Here is an 18,469-nt window from a genome sequence, read left to right as displayed (position 1 = left end):
ACAATATCAATCGTATTCAACCAAGATCAGGAGCCTTTGTGATGATCACAGGGAAAAGGGTAAAAGAAGTTTGTCAAACACTGGCGATGCTAGTGATAGGCGCCTCCATTTGTTGGGGGCTACCATTTGCGGTGTTAGCCTCACCGAACAGTGTGGGCACCTTATCGGCGCCGCAAAATATTGCCGCGACCTTCGATGAACACACAGCGAGCACATTGCCACCCTTCAGTTTCGACGATATCACCCAAGGGATGTTGGTGTATCAAACCGCCAGCGGCCGTTTAATGCCGTCCTTACCCGTGGACACGCAAGTGTCGATGCAGGTCTCTGGGTTAACCAATAGGGTGAGCGTAAAGCAGGTTTTCAGTAATCAAACCGGATTTGTCCTCAATGGCCGCTATCTGTTCCCTTTACCCAATGAGGCGGCGGTGGACTCACTGCGTTTGCACATTGGTGAGCGGATCATCGAAGGTCAAATTCACCCGAAACAGCAAGCAAAACAAGTTTTTGAGCAGGCCAAAGCCGAAGGGAAACGTGCCAGTCTAGTCAGCCAAGAACGGCCCAATATGTTCACGACCGAAGTCGCCAACCTCGCTCCCGATGAAAAGTTGGTGGTTGAAATCAGTTATCAAGAAACCATTCATTATGAAGATGGTCTCTTTAGCCTACGTTTTCCGCTAGTGGTGGCACCGCGCTATATTCCAGGCCTAACACTCGGTGGGAACCAGAGTGAGCGCGTGACCAGCAGCCAAGTCTTCGATGCTGACCGGATTATTGCCCCCATCCGCGATGCCAATAGCGAGGCAGACCCTGTGCTCAAGGCAGATATTAAGGTCAAGCTCGGTGAAGGCGTGGACAAATCAGCCGTCGTGAGTCCATATCATCCCATTACGATAGCGGAAAAACAGGACCAACTGACGGCGGCCTTGGCTAATCGAGTGCCTGCCAATCGTGACTTTGTGCTGCAATGGCGTCTTAAGCAGGGCACGATTCCCGTGGCTTGGGTATTCAACCAAGCGGGCAAAACCCATGCGACTCAGGACGACAATGCAAGTGCGGATGTAGGTTCAACTGGCAATAGTAGCAATACAGATAGCTATAGCTTAGTGATGGTCCTGCCGCCCAAGGTCGAGGCGAGTGAACAACTTAACTTGCCCCGTGAGCTTATTTTAGTGATTGATACTTCGGGGTCGATGGCGGGGGATTCCATCATTCAGGCGAAAAACGCCCTGCGTTATGCGCTGTGCGGTTTAAGGCCACAGGACAGTTTTAACCTTATCGAATTTAACTCAGATGTGTCTTTACTATCGCCAACACCATTACCTGCTACCGCGAGTAATCTGGACAAGGCACGTCAGTTTGTGAATCGTTTACAGGCCGATGGCGGCACCGAAATGGCGCAGGCTTTAAATGCCGCGCTACCAAGGCAGGCGTTTAACACAGCGTCGAGTGAGCAGAAGTCGCTAAGACAAGTGATCTTTATGACCGATGGTTCAGTCGGCAATGAGTCGGCGTTATTTGAATTAATCCGTAATCAAATCGGCGACAACCGTCTTTTCACCGTAGGCATTGGTTCGGCGCCAAACTCACATTTTATGCAGCGTGCGGCTGAACTTGGGCGCGGCACTTTTACCTACATTGGTGATGTGGATGAGGTGGAACAAAAGATCAGTCAATTGCTCGGCAAAATCCAGTATCCAGTGCTCACCGATTTGCAGGTGCGTTTTGACGATGGCTCTGTGCCTGACTACTGGCCCGCGCCTATTCCCGATCTATACCGCGGTGAACCGGTGCTGATTAGCCTAAAGCGCCACCCACTAGAGCCTCAGGAACTGGTGATCTCCGGTCGTCAGGGCCATAAAAACTGGCAACAGTCGTTATCTTTGCAAGCCAATGACTCAAGCGCTCCTGTAACGGATGTAGCGCAGCCAGCGGCGGGACTCGATTTACTCTGGGCGCGCAAACAGATTGCGGCATTAGAGCTGAGTAAAAACGGCGCTAACGATGACAAGGTCAAACAACAGGTCACGGCGTTATCGCTGAACTATCACTTAGTCAGCCCTTATACCAGCTTGGTCGCGGTGGATTTAACCCCCATCACCAGCAATGCCATGAGCCGCGATGCGGTGGTGCGCCAGCATTTACCCTTGGGTTGGCAGCCTATGGGGGTTCTACCACAAACATCGACCTCGAGCCGTTTCGACATGCTCTTAGGTGGCGCAGTGTTACTGCTTGCCTTGATGTTGGCGCTGTCGATTCGTCGCCAGCAGCGGCAGCAACGCGCGCTGTCATTAGCGCTGAATACTTGAGTCATGTCCATGAGTATGCGCATGACTCAACAGATACAAATAGGGTTGCTGGTGGGATTGGTATTACTCGGCATCACGTTGTTTGGAAAAGGATTCTATATGCAAGCGAAAGCACACTTTGCCCAATATTTGATTGAACAGGCTTGGGCTAAAACCTTAATCGATGGACAGTCCCATAAACCTTGGTCCTGGGCCGATACCTATCCCGTGGCTAAGCTCTCCATCGAGCAAGCTAACAGACCCAATCACTTCGATGGTCCGGCATCCAACGACAGCTTATATGTACTGGCGGGCGCATCTGGCCGTAATTTGGCCTTCGGGCCAGCCTTAGTGCTGTCGAGTGCGCCCGCTGGCGCGCAAGGCAACACTGTGATTGCAGGGCACAGGGATACGCATTTTGCGATGTTAAATGGCATCAGTGTTGGACGCCGCTTGGCGCTGCAAACCGCGACGGGCAAAGAAATTGTTTACCAAGTGGTGGCGACCGAAGTGGTGCATGAATCGCAAACTGAGTGGATCGCGCCAAGTGAGGATAATCGTTTAACGCTGATCACTTGCTATCCCTTCGATACGTTGCAAGGCGGGGCCGAACTGCGTTTTGTGGTGCAGGCTATCCCGGTCGAGCCAGAGCCAGAGCCTGCGGCGGTGCAATCCGCTGACACGATAGTTACTCAGGCCAGGGTTCAAAAGGTGGCCTAGCGAGCAAGGATTTATTAAGGCGTGATAAACAAAAAGGCAGAACCTGAGTTCTGCCTTTTTATTCGGGCTAGTTGCTCATCGGCATCACCCGATTTCGACCTAAGCGTTTGGCTTCGTAAAGTAACATATCCGCTCTTTCAATCAGTTGGATAGCCACTTGCTTTTCTTGCCACTGAGCGACGCCGAAGGAGGCAGTGATATTTTCAATGCGTTGGTCTCTACGCCTATCCTTAAGACTGAGTTTTTCAAGCCCACGGCGCATGGCCTCGGCCAGTTGCCTTGTTATACGTAGTTGGCTCTTTGGCACCAAAATAGCAAACTCTTCACCGCCAAAACGATACAGTTTACTGCCATCTCGGCAGGCTTCTTGTAGGCGCTTCGCAACGGCTTTTAATACTTGGTCGCCCAGCTGGTGGCCATAGTTGTCATTAAAGGCCTTAAAGTGATCGATATCGACCAAGATAAGGCAGGTGCCCTCGGGGGCCTGCGCCAACATGCCAGCTATATCGGCGTCGAAGGCGCGGCGATTTAAACAGCCCGTGAGCGCATCGTAAAGTACATCTTTCTCTGTTTTTTCAAGCTTTTGTTTTAACGCATCAATCTCAGTCTGCGCTTTTTGTAGCTGAGTAGTGAAATACTCGGTGCTTGAGCGAATGTTCTCGGACTCTTTCACCAAGTTACGCACTAAATCGAGCACTTGCTCAACACTGAGCGCACCTTCTTCGATGCCATTGAGTTTGGCAAAATTGTCGTTGATACAGATTTGGAACTCAGTCGCATCGAGATTGGTATCCCGAATCGATTGCGACAGCTCGGTAGACATGGCCTCAAGGTTGAGCCGCATATCGCGTACATCCAGCTCAACCGGATCGGCGACATACTGGCGGAATAACAACTCGCTGCTGACCGGCGGGCAAGTGTTGTAGTGGGCGATAACCGTATCGAGCTGGGCGTTTAACGCTGGGTTTTGTTCGCCCACGTAGGTATACCACAGGGCATAATTGATTGGCGTGGTGGGAATTTGATGCTTGAGCATTAAAGGGACCGCTTTTTTAAGATTCAAGGCTGCGGTTTGTAATAAATCTCGTGACATGGATACATCCCAATAAAAATAACTCGATAAACTTGGTATACCACATATGGGTAAACAGTTTTGCTCGTTAAATCCCGTTACAACTAATGCCCAAATGCAGGCTGAATTACCTGCCAAAAGCGTTGGGGGATATGATAGAGTTTATCGCTAAAATTAAATAATGATAATAACTTGGGAGAAAGTCTTGAAAAATTTCATCCTTGCCGGTGCCCTAGGTTCCTTACTGTCACTGCCTGCTATGGCCGCATCTCCCCTCAGTGACAGCATGGATCTCGGTCAGTATCGCACCGACGTCAAAACCTTAGCCAGTGATGCCTTCGGCGGCCGCGCGCCCTTATCTGAAGGCGAGCAACTGACGATTGATTACCTTGAGAAAGCTTTTAAAGAGATGGGGCTTAAGCCGGGGTTTGGCGACAGCTATTTGCAGGCGGTACCGCTGGCGAAAATTACCGCTGATCAAAATATGCAACTCGATATCGGCGGACTTAAGTTTGCCAATGGCAGTGAATTTACCGCCAGAACCCAGAGAATTAGCGATAAAGTCAATTTAAATAATAGCGATGTGGTGTTTGTCGGTTATGGCATTAATGCACCTGAATATGGTTGGAATGACTATCAGGGCCTCGATGTGAAAGGCAAAACTGTGATTGTGTTAGTCAATGACCCAGGTTTTGCAACTCAAGACCCCAAGGTCTTTAAAGGCAATGCCATGACCTACTATGGTCGCTGGACTTACAAATACGAAGAGGCCGCGCGTCAAGGCGCCGAAGCCGTATTTATTGTCCATGAGACGGCACCTGCCGCCTATGGCTGGGGCGTGGTGCAAAACTCTAATACCGGCACTAAATTCACCTTGATCGATGCCAATAATAATCAAGGGCAGGTGGGCGTGATGGGCTGGGTGCAACATGATGTCGCCAATAAGATTTTTGCTAAGGCCGGCATGGACTTTGATACCTTAAAGCAACAAGCCGCCAAGCCAAACTTTAAGGCCATTCCCTTAAAGCTCAAGGCCAATGTCAGTTTAAACAATAAGATTGAACGCGCCGAATCCCACAATGTGGCGGCACTGTTGCCCGGCAAGAGTCGCCCCGATGAAGTGGTGATGATGCATGCCCATTGGGATCATCTGGGTACAGTGATTGAAGATGGCAAGCCTGAGATCATCAATGGCGCCGTGGATAACGCCAGTGGCGTGGCGGGTGTGTTAGCATTGGCGCGTTACTTTGCTAAACAAGCGCAAAGTGCGCCGCTTGAGCGCTCGATTCTGTTTAGTGCCTTTACTGCCGAGGAAACCGGCTTGATTGGCGCCCAGCACTTTGCTCAGCATCCAAGTGTACCGACTAAAAACATCGTCGCCTTTTTGAATATCGACGGCATGAATATGAACCAAGGTGTGGATTATATTCTGCGCTATGGTGAGGGCGTGTCTGAGTTAGAAACCTATTTGGATAAGGCCGCTAAGGCGCAGGGACGTGTAGTGAAGGGCGATCCAAGACCACAAAATGGTTTGATGTTTAGATCGGACCACTTCGCGCTGGCCCAGCAAGGTGTGCCTGGCTTGTTATTTATGAGCCTTGGGGATACGGATCCTGACTATATTGCCCATAAATACCACAAGGGCGCCGATGATTATGATCCTAACTGGACCCTCGAAGGGGTGAAGCAGGATTTAGATCTAATGGCCAGCATGCTCACCATTTTAGCGAATGGAAAAGATTGGCCCCATTGGTTAGAGGCCTCGGACTTTAAGACCAAGCGTGAGCAAGACGGTCGTAAAAAGTAATCATATAAAACGCAAAAAGGACGCTAAGGCGTCCTTTTTTGTGCTTATCAATCAGTTAGAAGGTATAACTGACTGAAAGCATCGGGCCGATAAAACTGTAGTAAATGTTGTAGTCGGCGATTTGGGTATCTTTATTCGGTGATTTTTGGGCGATATCCACATCGACCTTGTAGTAGTTATAGGCCACGCTCATGCGCCAGTTGTCGGTGATATTGGCATCAATGCCGAGTTTAACGTCTACCAGCTCACCCTTTACATCATTGAGTTTTATGTAGAAATACTGGGCGTGAGTCGTCAGCTTCCAGCCTGGAATAAATTCATAGTTGGCATAGACGCCAAAATCCGGCAAAGGTGCGGTGACATTTTCATCGACGATGCGGGGAATGGCTTGGCTACCACAGACATTGTTCAGTAGCTCAGAGGCATGACAGACGCCGATAACGCCTTCAAAACCCGTTTTGATAAACATAGTGTGCAAACCGAGGGAGAAGCCCACATCGTAATCGCTACCCTGGATGGCATCGTAACCGTAACCCACGCGCAGAATATCAATATTTAAGGTGGAGTTGAGTCGGCCACCGGCCTTAATATCGTAAATGGTGTCGTTGATTTCAATTTGAAAGGGTTTGGATAAGGCTTGCGTTTCGGCGTCGCGGTGCAGCTGTTTCCAGTCGAGGTAAATATTATGCCGCTCGTTAAAGTGATAATTGACTTCAACAAAGGGTAAAAACTCATTCTCGGCCAGTTGTAGATCGGATTCATAGTCTAAGGTGAAGTTATTGCCCGTGTTCGGGTTTGTCACCTCCATATTGGTATCAGACTGTGAATAAAATCCCCCTAGCTCAAGGCTCAATTCGCCCGCCAGCACAGGGCTGCTGCCGAGTAGGGCGATCACTAGGGGTGTTAGACGAGTGGAAATCAACGTTACTCCAGTATTCTTCTTATTATATCCAGCGATAACATCAGACTTTAGTGCCATAAGCTATGGACATTTGGAGTGTAACAGCAAATTTCAAAATGTGAATAAAATGTTTTAAAAATTGCGTTATTTCGTGATTTAAAACAAAAGTAGTACGGCTATTTGGCTTGGTATGGCGAGCTTGTGGCAGGGATCACGGTAATTTGCATCTTGGTGATTTGTGAAGAAAATGTATGGTTCAGTCTAAAAAGCGGCCCAGTAGAGACTGAGCCGCAGATAAGAGCTTAAGGATATGCAGTGCTAGTTAGTTGCAGATTTGGGCTCAGACGTACTGACGTCTGCCGCGCTGACCTCGGACCCCAGCGCTTGAGCTGGCCGTGGCTCGCTAGCTTTATCGTCCTTGTTAAACATGCCTAAACGGATGCGGATAAAGTGCAGGATTTGCGCCGCAATATCCACGTTTAAGCAGGATTCCAAGCCTTCGAAACCGGGGGATGAGTTGGCTTCACAGATTTTGTAATGGCCGTTATCGAATAATAAATCGATACCCGCCACATCTAAATCGAGAATATTGGCAGTTTGGGTCGCCAACCATTCGATTTCAGGTGTGATCTCGAAGGGGCGCGCCGAACCTCCTGCGCTGACATTGGCTTTAAAGCTGTCTTCTTGGCCACGGCGCTCATAGCAGCCGGCCACGCGTCCACCAATGGTAAATACCCTGAGATCGCGGCCGTGGCTGTTGGCGATAAACTCCTGCAGAATGATGTTGGCGTTTTTATTGGTCGCCTCGATTAATTGCATTAAGTCATCAAATTCGCGGGCCTTATGGGACAAAAACACGCCGCTACCCTGTGAACCCGAAAGGGTTTTAATTACCACCGGAAAACCTAAATGGCGTTCAACCAGTTCGATATCGACGGGGAACTTCACCAGCATGGTTTTGGGCGTGGGCAAGTTCTTCTCGGCCAGTAATTGCTGGGAAAAGAGCTTATCTTTTACGATTTCAATGGCTTTAGATGGATTTAAGCAGTACACCCCTAAACGTTCTAAATGGCGAATGATCGCCAACGCAAAGTAAGTGGTGCCGGAGCCCATTCTAGGGATGATAAAATCAGGTAATTCAACGGGTTGACCGTTTAACAAAATACTCTTGTTGTCTTCTCTCGTCACGGTGAGATCGAACTCATCCGGAGCATACACTTCTAACTCAATATTGTCGGCCTTGGCAGCCGCCAATAGACGTTCAATTTCATACAATTCAGGTTTTAGCTGAGTCGCGGTTTCTTTATATAAAATCCACCCACGCATTTAATCGCAAACCTTCATTTTCATTCTTTATCCTCGGGTTCAGCTTCATCCTGAACATCATCGTCAATTTCGACATCCACATCGAATGCCGCTTCGGGCTCGGCCTCAGGCTTAGTGGGGGGCAAATGTACTGTGCCAACCACGGCATAAAAGGGTTTACCTAGGGCGAGTTTGCGGTACTTTAACCAGATCTGCTCTAACAAGCTACTGGGAGCGATGTTTCCTTTGATGACTTCGACAAATTGCGCTTCATCGGCGGTGACGGGGAGTGTCTTGCCTTCGTCGAGATTTTTCATGGCATGGCCATGTATTTCAAGCAGTTCGGCTTCTTTACTGGTGAAGTCGCCACTGCGCTTAAAACCTTTCGGGAAATTGGCATCGTCATAAAAACGTTTATGGGATACAAAGCTGGCAGCTGAGCCGTTCACCGTCTCAGAACCCTTGTTAGCGTTTGAAAAAGACTGTTCAGACATGGCTGTTACCTTCTAGTTTTTGATATACAAAGATTTGCAACTGGAGTATTGGCTAGTATTATTGATTTATAAATCAAAAAAATTTGCCAATGTTGGTCAAGAATTTTTATGGATACCGATTTACTTAAGACCTTTTTGGAAGTCTCCCGTACCCGTCATTTTGGCAAGGCCGCGGAAAATCTTTACCTTACCCGCAGCGCGGTAAGCTTTCGGGTAAAACAGCTCGAAAGTATTCTAGGCGTGGCCTTATTTGAGCGCCAACGCAACAATATTCAGCCCACGCCGGCGGGTGAACGTATGCTTGGGCATGCTGAAGCGGTGTTAACCGCTTGGGAGCGCGCCAAGCAGGATGTTTCCCTCAGTCAGTTACAATCGACTCAACTCGCCATTGGCGCAGGCCCCAATATTTGGGATGCCTATTTGCAAGGGCATTTACAGCATTTGCATGTGGGATTGCCCGGCGTTGCCCTGCGGACCGAAGTGCTGCCATTAACAGTGATGACACGGCAATTGATGGACCGCACCCTCGATTTAGCGATTTCCTTCGACCCACCCAAACTGGACCAATTCGAACTGGTGCAATTAGGCCAAATTAATCTTCTATTGGTGTCCAAAACCATGGATGTGGCGGTGAATGCGGTGCAGGCAGGCCAATATGTCAAAGTGGATTGGGGCACGGCCTTTAATATCCTGCATGCCCAAGAGTATGCTGCTTTACCCGTGCCGACCTTACACACCAGCTCGGCCCGTATCGCCTTGGATTTTATCTTGAATAACGGTGGCTGCGCGTTTTTACCCGAGCATTTGGTTCAGCCACTGCTGAACCGTAAAGAGCTGCATTTAGTCGCGGGAGCGAGCGCCATTTCGCGCAGTGTGTATGTTGCCTATTGGGCCGAGAATGATCGCTTAGAGCAAATCAAACAGGCAATTGGCTTTTTAGCCGATAAGTCAGCTGAAATACGCTAATCTGTAACAACTGCATATAAAAAACGCCTTTGGGAGATATCTCAAAGGCGTTTTTGTAGAGCAGAACAATCAGTTAAGAAGTAACACTTCGCTTTATTAGGTAAATGCGTTAGTTAAAGACTGCTAAATCAAGGCATTAAATCGAGAGCGTATTAAATAAACAGTGGTAGCAGCACTACCAACCACGTGATACCGCAGAGCGCTAGACTCATAAATACCGCGGCAGAGGCGATATCCTTTGCTTGACCACTAAGGTGATGGATTTCACTGCCAACACGGTCAACCACGGCTTCAATTGCCGAGTTCAATAACTCAACAATCAACACGATAAACAAGGTTAAGATCAGCATCAACCTTTCCATGGTGCTGATATCGACCAACAGTGCGATGGGCAGCATGACTACGGCCAGCATCAATTCCTGTCTAAAAGCGGCTTCGTGGATCCAAGCAGCTTTTAAGCCCTTCATCGAAAATCCCGTCGCTCTAAAGATGCGTTTAATACCGTGGTTGTTTGCTGGTTTCATAATAATTCCATCGACTTGGGCGATTGTTTGCGAAGCATTTACCCGTTCAAACCACAGATGACTGCGTGTTAACATTTGAACGAGCTTAAAAAAGAGGCCGCAGTATAGCCCGATAACTTAAGCGTATAAATAGCTAAACCGACAAATTCGCAGTCCTGCTAGGGTGTTACCGGACTGTGGTCGTATTCGCGGCGAATAAATCTTAAGACTAAGCTTGAAGCTCAATACCGCTTTAATGAAGAGGCAAAGGAATGACTCTTACAACTCGCTTACCTTTTTTAACATTTGCATTTGTGTTGCGTTTCACTGTTTTCTTCGGTCTTTACTGCGGAATTTGCGGCTCATTCATGGCTGTGAGTGACGCCAATCCTCAAGCACCGAATATTCAATTAGCGACAGAGTTCTCAAAGGAGAAGAGTGCCCACATCAAGGATTTTCTCGTCAGCGAAAAACTCGATGGTGTGCGCGGTTATTGGGATGGAAAACGTTTAGTGACTCGTCAGGGCAATCCCATCTTAGCGCCAAGTTGGTTTACTGCGGATTTTCCGCCCACCCCGATGGACGGTGAATTATGGCTCGGGCGAGGGCAGTTTGAGGCCATATCAGGGCTTATCCGCCAAGCGTCTGCGAATGAGAGCGAGTGGCAGAGTGTACGTTTTATGGTGTTTGATTTACCCAAGGCACAAGGGAGTTTTGCAGTGCGGTATCAGCAGATGCAAACCTTGATTGCAGGTAAATCAGTTTACCTGCAAGTGATTAAGCAAGTGAGCGTAGAAAGTATTGAGGCGCTGTATCAGAAATTAGACACCTTAGTGGCTCAAGGTGGTGAAGGCTTAATCTTGCATCGACGCACGGCGCTATATACACCGGGTCGTAATCCTAACGTAATGAAGTTAAAGCCCTATTTAGATGCCGAGGCCAGAGTGATTGGACACATAGCGGGTAAAGGACAGTTTGCCGGGCAACTGGGCGCATTGAGAGTGCAAACAGCTGATGGCCGTGTCTTTAGTATTGGCACGGGTTTTAGCTTGGCTGAGCGTCAGAATCCACCCGCGATTGGTACGCTTATCACCTACAAATATCTTGGATTAACCGTCAATGGCTTACCGCGCTTTGCGAGCTTCTTGCGGATAAGAAGTGACATGCCGCCAGAGAATAAAGAATAGGTTGCGAAATTGTAGAATTTTGATAAAGATCGAACGCTTAGCAATCGTTTTGCCGAGTATCGTATTGATTATTAATGGGCAATCATATCAAGGAGTGAGTTTTGGTCGACAGTCTGCATGGATTAACCCTTTGGAAGCAGCGTGTGCGGCAAGCCTTGACTGTGCCTCAATGGCTTAAACATCCATTCGTGACGCTTAAGCAATTTTGGCAGAGCTTAAATGTCGCCCAGCGTTGTTACCTGTTCGCGTTACTGGCGTTAATGGTATTCCAACCCGAAATTTGGATTGCCGCCATCATCACCGCTATCGCCTTGATTATTGAGTTTTGGCCCAAATTTGCCATGGCTTGGCATACGCTGGCGGGCAAAGCCATTTTCCTGCTGTTTTATGCGGTGATTGCTAACTTTGCCTTAGCTGCGAGCGGCAGTGTGGTGAACGAAATTACCGGTGTATCGGCCTCACATTTGTCCTACACCCATAACTTTGCCATTCTGCTGTATTTGCCGATTTGGTTTGTGTGTATCTCCATCCTTGCCTTACTTCTGTTGCAATTGGTGATCCCCTGTTATTTGTTTTTCCATATCGGATTGCGGATTTTAGGACTCGAAGCCAAGCAGCAAGGCAGTAAAAAACGATTTGTGGTGACAACCGCGCTAGTGCGTATGATTCTGTCTGTGGTGTTGTTATTAAACTTGGTTGCGATTACCGATGGTGAAAACTGGGTTGGGGATTTAGCCAAGAAAACCCAAGCGTTGAAACATGATTCGCTAGATAAACGTGTGGTTAATGAAGGCGAAACCATTCTCAAAGCCGAGGATAGTATTGAACAAGCGGGAACTGAACTCACGCAGCAGCCTAATCAAACCGACACCACCGAAACACTTAAGGCCTTTGGCCATAGCTATTACAAAGGGATCCGCGATTTAATTGCCTTATTTGCCTATAAATTTGAAGCCGACGGTCGCAGTCGTTGTGATAAATTGGCCGATTCAGTGGTGATTGAGCTAAATGACTATGAAATATTGGAAATTACTGAGTCTGTCCATGAGCAGTATGGTTACCATTTTGAAGTCAAAAAATGTATTTCTCCCGCCTTTGGTCAGATGGCATCAACACCTAAGTAGCTACACGAAAGGATATTAAGTTGTTAGAAAATAAAGCGTTAGTAAAAGATCAGCATGTACGACGTATCTTAATGGTCTGCATGGGTAATATTTGTCGCTCGCCCACCGCCGAGGCCGTTTGCCGCGCTAAAATTCACGAGCGCCGTCTTAATATCGAAGTCGATTCGGCGGGCACTATTGGTTATCACCAAGGGGACAACCCCGACAGTCGCTCAATGGCGGCAGGCAAAAAACGCGGTTTGAATTTCGACGGCATGCGAGCGAGACAAGTGATTGATGCCGATTTTGAGCATTTCGATCTTATTTTAGCGGCAGATAATAGCAATCTCGCGGATTTGCGCCGCCGTTGTCCACCCGAATATCAATACAAATTAAAGTTGATGTTGTCCTATGGTGATTGCGACACAGATGAAGTGCCCGATCCCTATTACGGCGGCACGCAAGGATTCGAATTAGTCCTCGATCTACTCGAACAGAGTATGGACGCTTTATTAGAACAGTTGACCAGAAAAACAAATGGGAAGAATCACGATTAAGTGCGATTGGAATAAAGCGTTATTGCCCCAAAACGAGACACAATCTCTGCACTAAACAAACAGTATTGGGGGTTAAAAGTATCAAATTTTAGTTGACTGCTTGTTGCTTCCAGTTGAGCAATTTATCAGCAGGGTGTTAGTGCGGGTGATGGGTAATATAGAGGTGTTCTGTTCCTACAGCTTTATTTCAATGTTTCTATCGATTTCAGAGACAAAGTCATGAATACACTCCTCACTGCAGGATATGGAAAACTCATCCTTTTTTGCTGCTTTAAAACATTTTGGCTACAGAGTGTAATTTCGAGTGAGTACATATTTACTTTAAATATTGAAGTGAACACTATTTTTAGTTATAAAAATTGATCAAATGTTGATCGGTGAAAAGACCGGTTTTCGTGACCGTGACCACCACATTGTCGTTAATGTTCAGTCCGATGGTCATGCAAATAATGCCAATTGAATCAATTGACAACAATTTAGACAAAATAGGTAACGCACTAAAATCCATATCTGCACGGCCTGTCACGCCGGGGGTCGCGGGTTCGAGTCCCGTCCGCTCCGCCAAATAGAATAAGCCTCATCGAAAGATGGGGCTTTTTTCTATCTATCTTTTCAGAGTATTTGCCTCTGTATTTCTGCTTAATACCTTACCTAATGCCTAAGGTATTGTTTCTTGTTACCCCTTTATTTCTACTGAAAGCTGAATATTCGCTGTCAATCAGTCTTACAGGACTGCTTTTTTTGCTGCTATTGTTATCACCAATAGTTCATTTTTCTGTATGAAAAAAGCGTGTAGGTTGAGTTAATACTGACCACACCATACCAACTAAAGGAAGTTATATGGTTGAAAAAATCACTGGGATGTTAGCACTCATCGGGGTGCTGTCGTTATTTTGTCAATGGGTTGGTTGGAAGCTTAGGTTACCTGCAATTTTACCCTTATTACTCTGTGGTTTGATGTTAGGCCCCGCATTTGGGGTACTCAATCCCGATGAAATCTTTGGGGATTTACTGTTTCCTATCATTTCACTCGGTGTTGCTGTGATCCTGTTTGAGGGGGCATTGACCCTCAATTTTAAAGAGATAAAAGATCATGGCCGTATGGTGACGCACTTAGTGAGCATCGGCATGGTGATCACCTGGGGCTGTATCAGTGTCGCGACCTTTTACCTACTGAATTTTAGCTGGGAGGTCGCACTGTTATTTGGCGCCCTCGTGGTGGTCACTGGCCCGACCGTGATAGTCCCTATGCTTCGCAGCGTACGGCCTAAGTCGCAACTGGCGAGTATTTTACGCTGGGAAGGGATTGTGATTGATCCAATTGGTGCGCTACTTGCTGTATTAGTCTTTGAATACATTACGGTGTCTGGCGATCCCACGAGCCATGTGCTCTATGCACTAGGCTCCATGCTCACGCTTGGCTTAGGTTTAGGCGCAGCGTCAGGTTACTTAATTGGCCAAGTGATCCGCCGTAATTTATTGCCGCATTATTTACGAAATACCGCAGTATTAACCCTTATGCTGGGGATTTTCGTGGGCTCTAACCTACTGCAGGAAGAGTCCGGATTACTCACTGTGACTGTGATGGGGATTTGGCTGGCGAATATGCGCGGTGTGGATATTGCTGAAATCCTCGAATTTAAAGAGACACTGACAGTTCTTTTGATCTCGGCCTTATTTATCCTGTTAGCCGCCAGACTCGACTCGAATGCCATGATGGATTTAGGTTGGGGCGGGGTAGGCGTACTCGCCGTGACTATGCTGGTTGCGCGGCCGCTCAGTATTTGGGTGTCAGGCATTGGGACGTCACTATCAAAGGCCGATAAATGGTTTCTATGTTGGATTGCGCCGCGGGGGATTGTGGCGGCGGCGGTATCTTCCTTATTCGCCATTAAGTTAGAGGCAACTAATGTGCAGGGCGCCGATGCCATTGTGCCCTTAGTGTTTTTAATCATTATCGGCACTGTCGTTATCCAAAGTTTAACCGCGGGCCGCTGGGCGAAATACCTTGGAGTGACGTCGGGTTCGGCGCAAGGATTATTAATTTTCGGAGCCTCCAAGTTTTCCCGCGAACTGGCAAAAATCTTAAAAAGCAAAGACGTCAAAGTGCTGCTGGCCGACAGCAACTGGGATAACATTCGCCTCGCGCGGATGGATAATATTCCGGTCTATTTTGGCAATCCCGCCTCGGAACATGCTGAAACCTATATGGATTTAACTGGGATTGGTCGAGTACTGATCATGTCGCCTTATAAGCAGTTAAACCCGCTGGTGACCTTTTATTTTCAAGATGTGTTAGGTTCTAAAAAGGTCTTTGGCCTTAATAATGCCGAGCAAGGCAGCGCGCGCCATCAATTATCAGAGACCTACAAACAGCGATTATGTTTGTTTGGTGATGCGGTATCTTACGCCAAAATTGCCAGTCAAATGGCGAAAGGGGCACAGCTTAAAGTCACTAACTTAACTGAAAACTTCACCTTCGAGCATTTCCGTAAACGTTATGGCGAAACGGCATTGCCGTTAGTGTATTTGACCAAAGAAGGCAAAGTGGTGATTGTGTCAGGTAATGACACCCAATTCCCTAATGGCATCGAGTTAATCAGCCTATTGCCCGTTGAAGCACTTGAAGAAGCGAAAATCCAACAGGCGATTGCCGAGCAAGAGGCGATAGCTGCTCAGGCCAAAGCGGCGGAAGAAGCGGCCCTAGCGAAAGCCAAGGCCGAGGAAGAAGCTGAAGCTGAAGCTGAGCGCCAACGGCTTGAGCAACAAGCGAAAACTAAGGCCGAAGAGCCATCACAACCTGAGGCTGACGTACAAGATAACATCAATACCTCGGATGAAACGTTGGCGAAGGGATAATGGACAAGGCCAAGGTTAACTCAGGATGAGCTTGGTATTTGCGAAGAGATAAGCCTGTTAAGTGAGGCGAAAATAAAAAAGGCACTACATTGTAGTGCCTTTTTGTTTATTTAGATGGGCTTATGGTACAGCTTCGCTATTAAGCGGCGCGTTCCTGTGACGTCGTTGCGACGACTTCAGGGCGCAGCTCTGCTGGGTCAAAGTCATCCACATTGATAGACTTCATACGGCCGATTTCGGCACGTTCCAACAGTTGTACTTCGCTGTCGCTCAATACGCCTAAGGCTTTACCTTCGGCGGCAACTTTATCTAACCACATGAAAGGTAAACGTTTGCCACTGGCTTTGCAGACTTTGTCGAATAAAGGTTCGGCGGCCAAAATATCCTTCAGTGTTTGCTCTTGGATACCCACAGCATTGTGCTCAGAGTTAGTCCAGAACTGACCTTTACCTAAACGATCACGGCTTTCACATGGGGTCTGCATGATCTTAGCCACTTTATGATCTAACACATCGCTTGGGCGTTTCAGTGGACGGCCGAATGGGAACATGATGGCGCGTAACACGCCGCCTAGACCCATAGGGAAGTTATCCAGTAAATCGTCTAATGAAGCCTGCAACTTGTACAGCGCATCTTCAACCGCCCATTGCACCAGTGGTAGATCGTCAGTTTGACGGCCTTCATCTTGGTAACGTTTTAAAGTTGCAGAAGCGAGGTATAACTGGCTTAACAGATCGCCTAAGCGGGCAGAAATACGCTCTTTACGTTTTAAGTTACCGCCTAAGGTTGCCATTGCTAAGTCAGATAGCAGGGCTAAGTTGGCACTGAAACGGTTCATATGTTGATAATAACGCTTGGTTTTATCTGAGTATGGCGCGTTAGAGAAACGGCTTGATGTCAGACCTAACCAGAAACTACGGACAAAGTTACTGGTCGCAAAACCAATGTGACCGAAGATGGCCGCATCGAAGTTGGCTAAGCCTTGGCCAGACTCAGTATCAAACGCTGACTCCATTTCGGCCAATACATAAGGATGACAACGGATAGCACCTTGACCATAGATGATCATCGAACGTGTCAGGATGTTTGCGCCTTCAACGGTAATCGCAATTGGAGCCGCTTGATAGCCACGGCCTAAGTAGTTGTTAGGGCCTAAACACACACCTTTACCACCGTGGATATCCATGGCGTCGATAACGCATTTCTGCATACGATCGGTCAGGTGATATTTCACGATAGCCGAGATAACCGAAGGTTTTTCACCTAAGTCGATACCTGTGGTGGTTAATGAGGTCACTGCATCCATCAGGTAGGCGTTACCACCGATGCGTGCCATTGGCTCTTCAATTCCTTCTAACTTACCAATCGGCAGTTTGAATTGACGACGAATACGTGCATAAGCACCCGTTGCGAGAGCGGCGGTTTTCACGCCACCGGCAGAGTTTGATGGCAGTGTGATACCACGGCCAACAGATAAACACTCAACCAGCATGCGCCAACCTTGGCCAGCCATTTTCGGACCACCAATGATAAAGCTTAATGGTACGAATACGTCTTTACCGCGAGTGGGACCGTTTTGGAACATACAGTTCAGCGGAAAGTGACGACGACCAGTCTCAACGCCTTCAACGTCAGTTGGGATCAGCGCGCAGGTAATGCCCAGCTCTTCTTTATCGCCTAACAGGTGATCAGGATCGCGCAGTTTAAACGCCAGACCTAATACAGTGGCAACTGGGGCAAGGGTGATATAACGCTTGTTCCAGGTTAAGCGCATACCTAAGACTTCTTCGCCTTCCCATTGACCTTTACACACAATACCAAAGTCTGGGATAGAACCTGCGTCGCTACCAGCCTCTGGGCTAGTTAACGCGAAACAAGGGACTTCTAAGCCTTTGGCTAAACGTGGCAGGTAATGGTTTTGCTGCTCAGGCGTACCATAGTGTTGTAACAGTTCGCCAGGGCCTAAGGAGTTAGGTACACCTACAGTGGATGCCAGCTCGCTGCTTAAACCGGCAAGTTTTTGCAATACGCGTGATTGGGCGTAGGCTGAGTACTCTAAACCGCCGTATTTTTTCTTGATGATCATGGCGAAGAAGCCGTGATCTTTCAGGTATTGCCATACTTCAGCAGGCAAATCAGCCAGTTGGTGTGATACTTGGTGTTGATTCACCATGCGGCACACTTCTTCAACGGGACCGTCTAAGAAGGCTTGCTCATCGGCACTTAAACGAGCGACAGGATAGTTGTGGAGTTTTTTCCAGTTTGGGTTACCCGCAAACAGATCGGCTTCCCACCAAGTGGTACCAGCTTCAATCGCTTCTTTTTCGGTAGAAGACATTTCGGGCATGATGCCACGGTAGATCTTCATCAGTGGGCGACTGATAACATTTTGTCTAAATGCACTGATATTGAGGGGCAGCGCGATCACCAGGAAGATAATCCAAGAGATAGGGCCGACAACATCGAGTGTCCATCCGGCTGTCATCACAACAGCGGCTGCAATAGTGGCAGTGAGCAAAGATACCCGAAGGTAAGCTAGGGCTCCTAGCACTAAGATCATGGCGATGATCCAAAGTAGGGTAGTCACTGTATTTCTCCTTAAGTATGACCGAGTGCCAATCACAGGTTATAACGAGTTTTGTTGATTGCGATCACAATTATAGTTTGTGGTCTGACCTGTGTCGCATAAAAGTTAAACCTAAGGCAG

Annotated in this window: 15 protein-coding genes; 8 read left to right on the top strand and 7 right to left on the bottom strand. The window is 47.8% G+C overall.

Going from position 1 to position 18,469, the window contains the following annotated elements; genetic code table 11:
- Window positions 1-41: 41 nt before the first annotated feature.
- Both B5P39_RS09455 and B5P39_RS09450 read left to right on the top strand, forming a co-directional pair.
- The gene (locus B5P39_RS09455) at window positions 42-2,309 is read left to right on the top strand and encodes a marine proteobacterial sortase target protein (protein WP_088211329.1); all 2,268 of its coding nucleotides are present in this window, start codon (window positions 42-44) and stop codon (window positions 2,307-2,309) included.
- Between the two features lie 9 nt (window positions 2,310-2,318).
- Entirely contained in the window at window positions 2,319-3,008 is a 690-nt protein-coding gene (locus tag B5P39_RS09450; protein WP_088211328.1) for a class GN sortase, read from the top strand.
- A gap of 67 nt (window positions 3,009-3,075) precedes the next feature.
- Here the strand turns inward: B5P39_RS09450 and B5P39_RS09445 are convergent, their stop codons facing one another.
- The gene (locus B5P39_RS09445; RefSeq protein WP_088211327.1) at window positions 3,076-4,101 is read right to left on the bottom strand and encodes a GGDEF domain-containing protein; all 1,026 of its coding nucleotides are present in this window, start codon (window positions 4,099-4,101) and stop codon (window positions 3,076-3,078) included.
- 160 nt (window positions 4,102-4,261) lie between these two features.
- Here B5P39_RS09445 and B5P39_RS09440 point away from each other — a divergent pair, with 160 nt between their 5' ends.
- Window positions 4,262-5,887 carry a M28 family metallopeptidase gene (locus B5P39_RS09440; RefSeq protein ID WP_176399899.1) on the top strand — a complete coding sequence of 542 codons (1,626 nt, stop codon included), beginning with the start codon at window positions 4,262-4,264 and terminating at the stop codon, window positions 5,885-5,887.
- A gap of 55 nt (window positions 5,888-5,942) precedes the next feature.
- On the opposite strand, the gene B5P39_RS09435 is transcribed toward B5P39_RS09440, so the two are convergent.
- From B5P39_RS09435 to B5P39_RS09425, 3 genes are all read right to left on the bottom strand, one after another.
- On the bottom strand, window positions 5,943-6,806 hold the full coding sequence (locus tag B5P39_RS09435; protein ID WP_088211452.1) for a DUF481 domain-containing protein: 864 nt from the start codon (window positions 6,804-6,806) through the stop codon (window positions 5,943-5,945).
- A 300-nt stretch (window positions 6,807-7,106) separates the two neighbouring features.
- The gene (locus B5P39_RS09430; protein ID WP_088211325.1) at window positions 7,107-8,114 is read right to left on the bottom strand and encodes an ATP-grasp domain-containing protein; all 1,008 of its coding nucleotides are present in this window, start codon (window positions 8,112-8,114) and stop codon (window positions 7,107-7,109) included.
- A 20-nt stretch (window positions 8,115-8,134) separates the two neighbouring features.
- On the bottom strand, window positions 8,135-8,587 hold the full coding sequence (locus B5P39_RS09425) for a DUF413 domain-containing protein (RefSeq protein ID WP_011717333.1): 453 nt from the start codon (window positions 8,585-8,587) through the stop codon (window positions 8,135-8,137).
- Between the two features lie 108 nt (window positions 8,588-8,695).
- Here B5P39_RS09425 and hdfR point away from each other — a divergent pair, with 108 nt between their 5' ends.
- Window positions 8,696-9,553, top strand: coding sequence for an HTH-type transcriptional regulator HdfR (hdfR, locus tag B5P39_RS09420; protein WP_088211324.1), 858 nt, complete (start codon window positions 8,696-8,698; stop codon window positions 9,551-9,553).
- Between the two features lie 152 nt (window positions 9,554-9,705).
- On the opposite strand, the gene B5P39_RS09415 is transcribed toward hdfR, so the two are convergent.
- A complete protein-coding gene (locus B5P39_RS09415) occupies window positions 9,706-10,077 on the bottom strand; it encodes a diacylglycerol kinase (protein ID WP_086904199.1) in 372 nt (123 codons plus the stop codon).
- A gap of 251 nt (window positions 10,078-10,328) precedes the next feature.
- Between B5P39_RS09415 and B5P39_RS09410 the strand changes: the two genes are divergently transcribed.
- From B5P39_RS09410 to B5P39_RS09400, 3 genes are all read left to right on the top strand, one after another.
- Window positions 10,329-11,243, top strand: a complete 915-nt coding sequence (locus B5P39_RS09410; protein WP_088211323.1) for a DNA ligase — start codon at window positions 10,329-10,331, stop codon at window positions 11,241-11,243.
- Between the two features lie 101 nt (window positions 11,244-11,344).
- Window positions 11,345-12,367, top strand: coding sequence for a hypothetical protein (locus tag B5P39_RS09405; protein WP_088211322.1), 1,023 nt, complete (start codon window positions 11,345-11,347; stop codon window positions 12,365-12,367).
- A gap of 71 nt (window positions 12,368-12,438) precedes the next feature.
- Complete coding sequence (locus B5P39_RS09400; protein ID WP_254915758.1) at window positions 12,439-12,903, top strand: low molecular weight protein-tyrosine-phosphatase; 465 nt, start codon at window positions 12,439-12,441, stop codon at window positions 12,901-12,903.
- Between the two features lie 346 nt (window positions 12,904-13,249).
- Here the strand turns inward: B5P39_RS09400 and B5P39_RS09395 are convergent, their stop codons facing one another.
- The gene (locus B5P39_RS09395; RefSeq protein ID WP_088211320.1) at window positions 13,250-13,468 is read right to left on the bottom strand and encodes a hypothetical protein; all 219 of its coding nucleotides are present in this window, start codon (window positions 13,466-13,468) and stop codon (window positions 13,250-13,252) included.
- Window positions 13,469-13,743: 275 nt separating this feature from the next.
- Between B5P39_RS09395 and B5P39_RS09390 the strand changes: the two genes are divergently transcribed.
- Window positions 13,744-15,762, top strand: coding sequence for a cation:proton antiporter (locus B5P39_RS09390; protein WP_088211319.1), 2,019 nt, complete (start codon window positions 13,744-13,746; stop codon window positions 15,760-15,762).
- Between the two features lie 139 nt (window positions 15,763-15,901).
- On the opposite strand, the gene fadE is transcribed toward B5P39_RS09390, so the two are convergent.
- Complete coding sequence (gene fadE, locus B5P39_RS09385) at window positions 15,902-18,349, bottom strand: acyl-CoA dehydrogenase FadE (protein ID WP_088211318.1); 2,448 nt, start codon at window positions 18,347-18,349, stop codon at window positions 15,902-15,904.
- Window positions 18,350-18,469: the final 120 nt, after the last annotated feature.

It is taken from the genome of Shewanella sp. Shew256, assembly GCF_002196695.1.
Taxonomy (GTDB): Bacteria; Pseudomonadota; Gammaproteobacteria; order Enterobacterales; family Shewanellaceae; genus Shewanella; species Shewanella mangrovisoli.
This window is presented reverse-complemented; position numbering and strand designations above follow the sequence as displayed.

Coding starts and splice junctions, on each gene's coding strand:
- B5P39_RS09455 (WP_088211329.1), top strand. CDS start 42: ATGATCACAGGGAAAAGGGTAAAAGAAGTTTGTCAAACACTGGCGATG.
- B5P39_RS09450 (WP_088211328.1), top strand. CDS start 2,319: ATGAGTATGCGCATGACTCAACAGATACAAATAGGGTTGCTGGTGGGA.
- B5P39_RS09445 (WP_088211327.1), bottom strand. CDS start 4,101: ATGTCACGAGATTTATTACAAACCGCAGCCTTGAATCTTAAAAAAGCG.
- B5P39_RS09440 (WP_176399899.1), top strand. CDS start 4,262: ATGATAATAACTTGGGAGAAAGTCTTGAAAAATTTCATCCTTGCCGGT.
- B5P39_RS09430 (WP_088211325.1), bottom strand. CDS start 8,114: ATGCGTGGGTGGATTTTATATAAAGAAACCGCGACTCAGCTAAAACCT.
- B5P39_RS09425 (WP_011717333.1), bottom strand. CDS start 8,587: ATGTCTGAACAGTCTTTTTCAAACGCTAACAAGGGTTCTGAGACGGTG.
- hdfR (WP_088211324.1), top strand. CDS start 8,696: ATGGATACCGATTTACTTAAGACCTTTTTGGAAGTCTCCCGTACCCGT.
- B5P39_RS09415 (WP_086904199.1), bottom strand. CDS start 10,077: ATGAAACCAGCAAACAACCACGGTATTAAACGCATCTTTAGAGCGACG.
- B5P39_RS09410 (WP_088211323.1), top strand. CDS start 10,329: ATGACTCTTACAACTCGCTTACCTTTTTTAACATTTGCATTTGTGTTG.
- B5P39_RS09400 (WP_254915758.1), top strand. CDS start 12,439: ATGGTCTGCATGGGTAATATTTGTCGCTCGCCCACCGCCGAGGCCGTT.
- B5P39_RS09390 (WP_088211319.1), top strand. CDS start 13,744: ATGGTTGAAAAAATCACTGGGATGTTAGCACTCATCGGGGTGCTGTCG.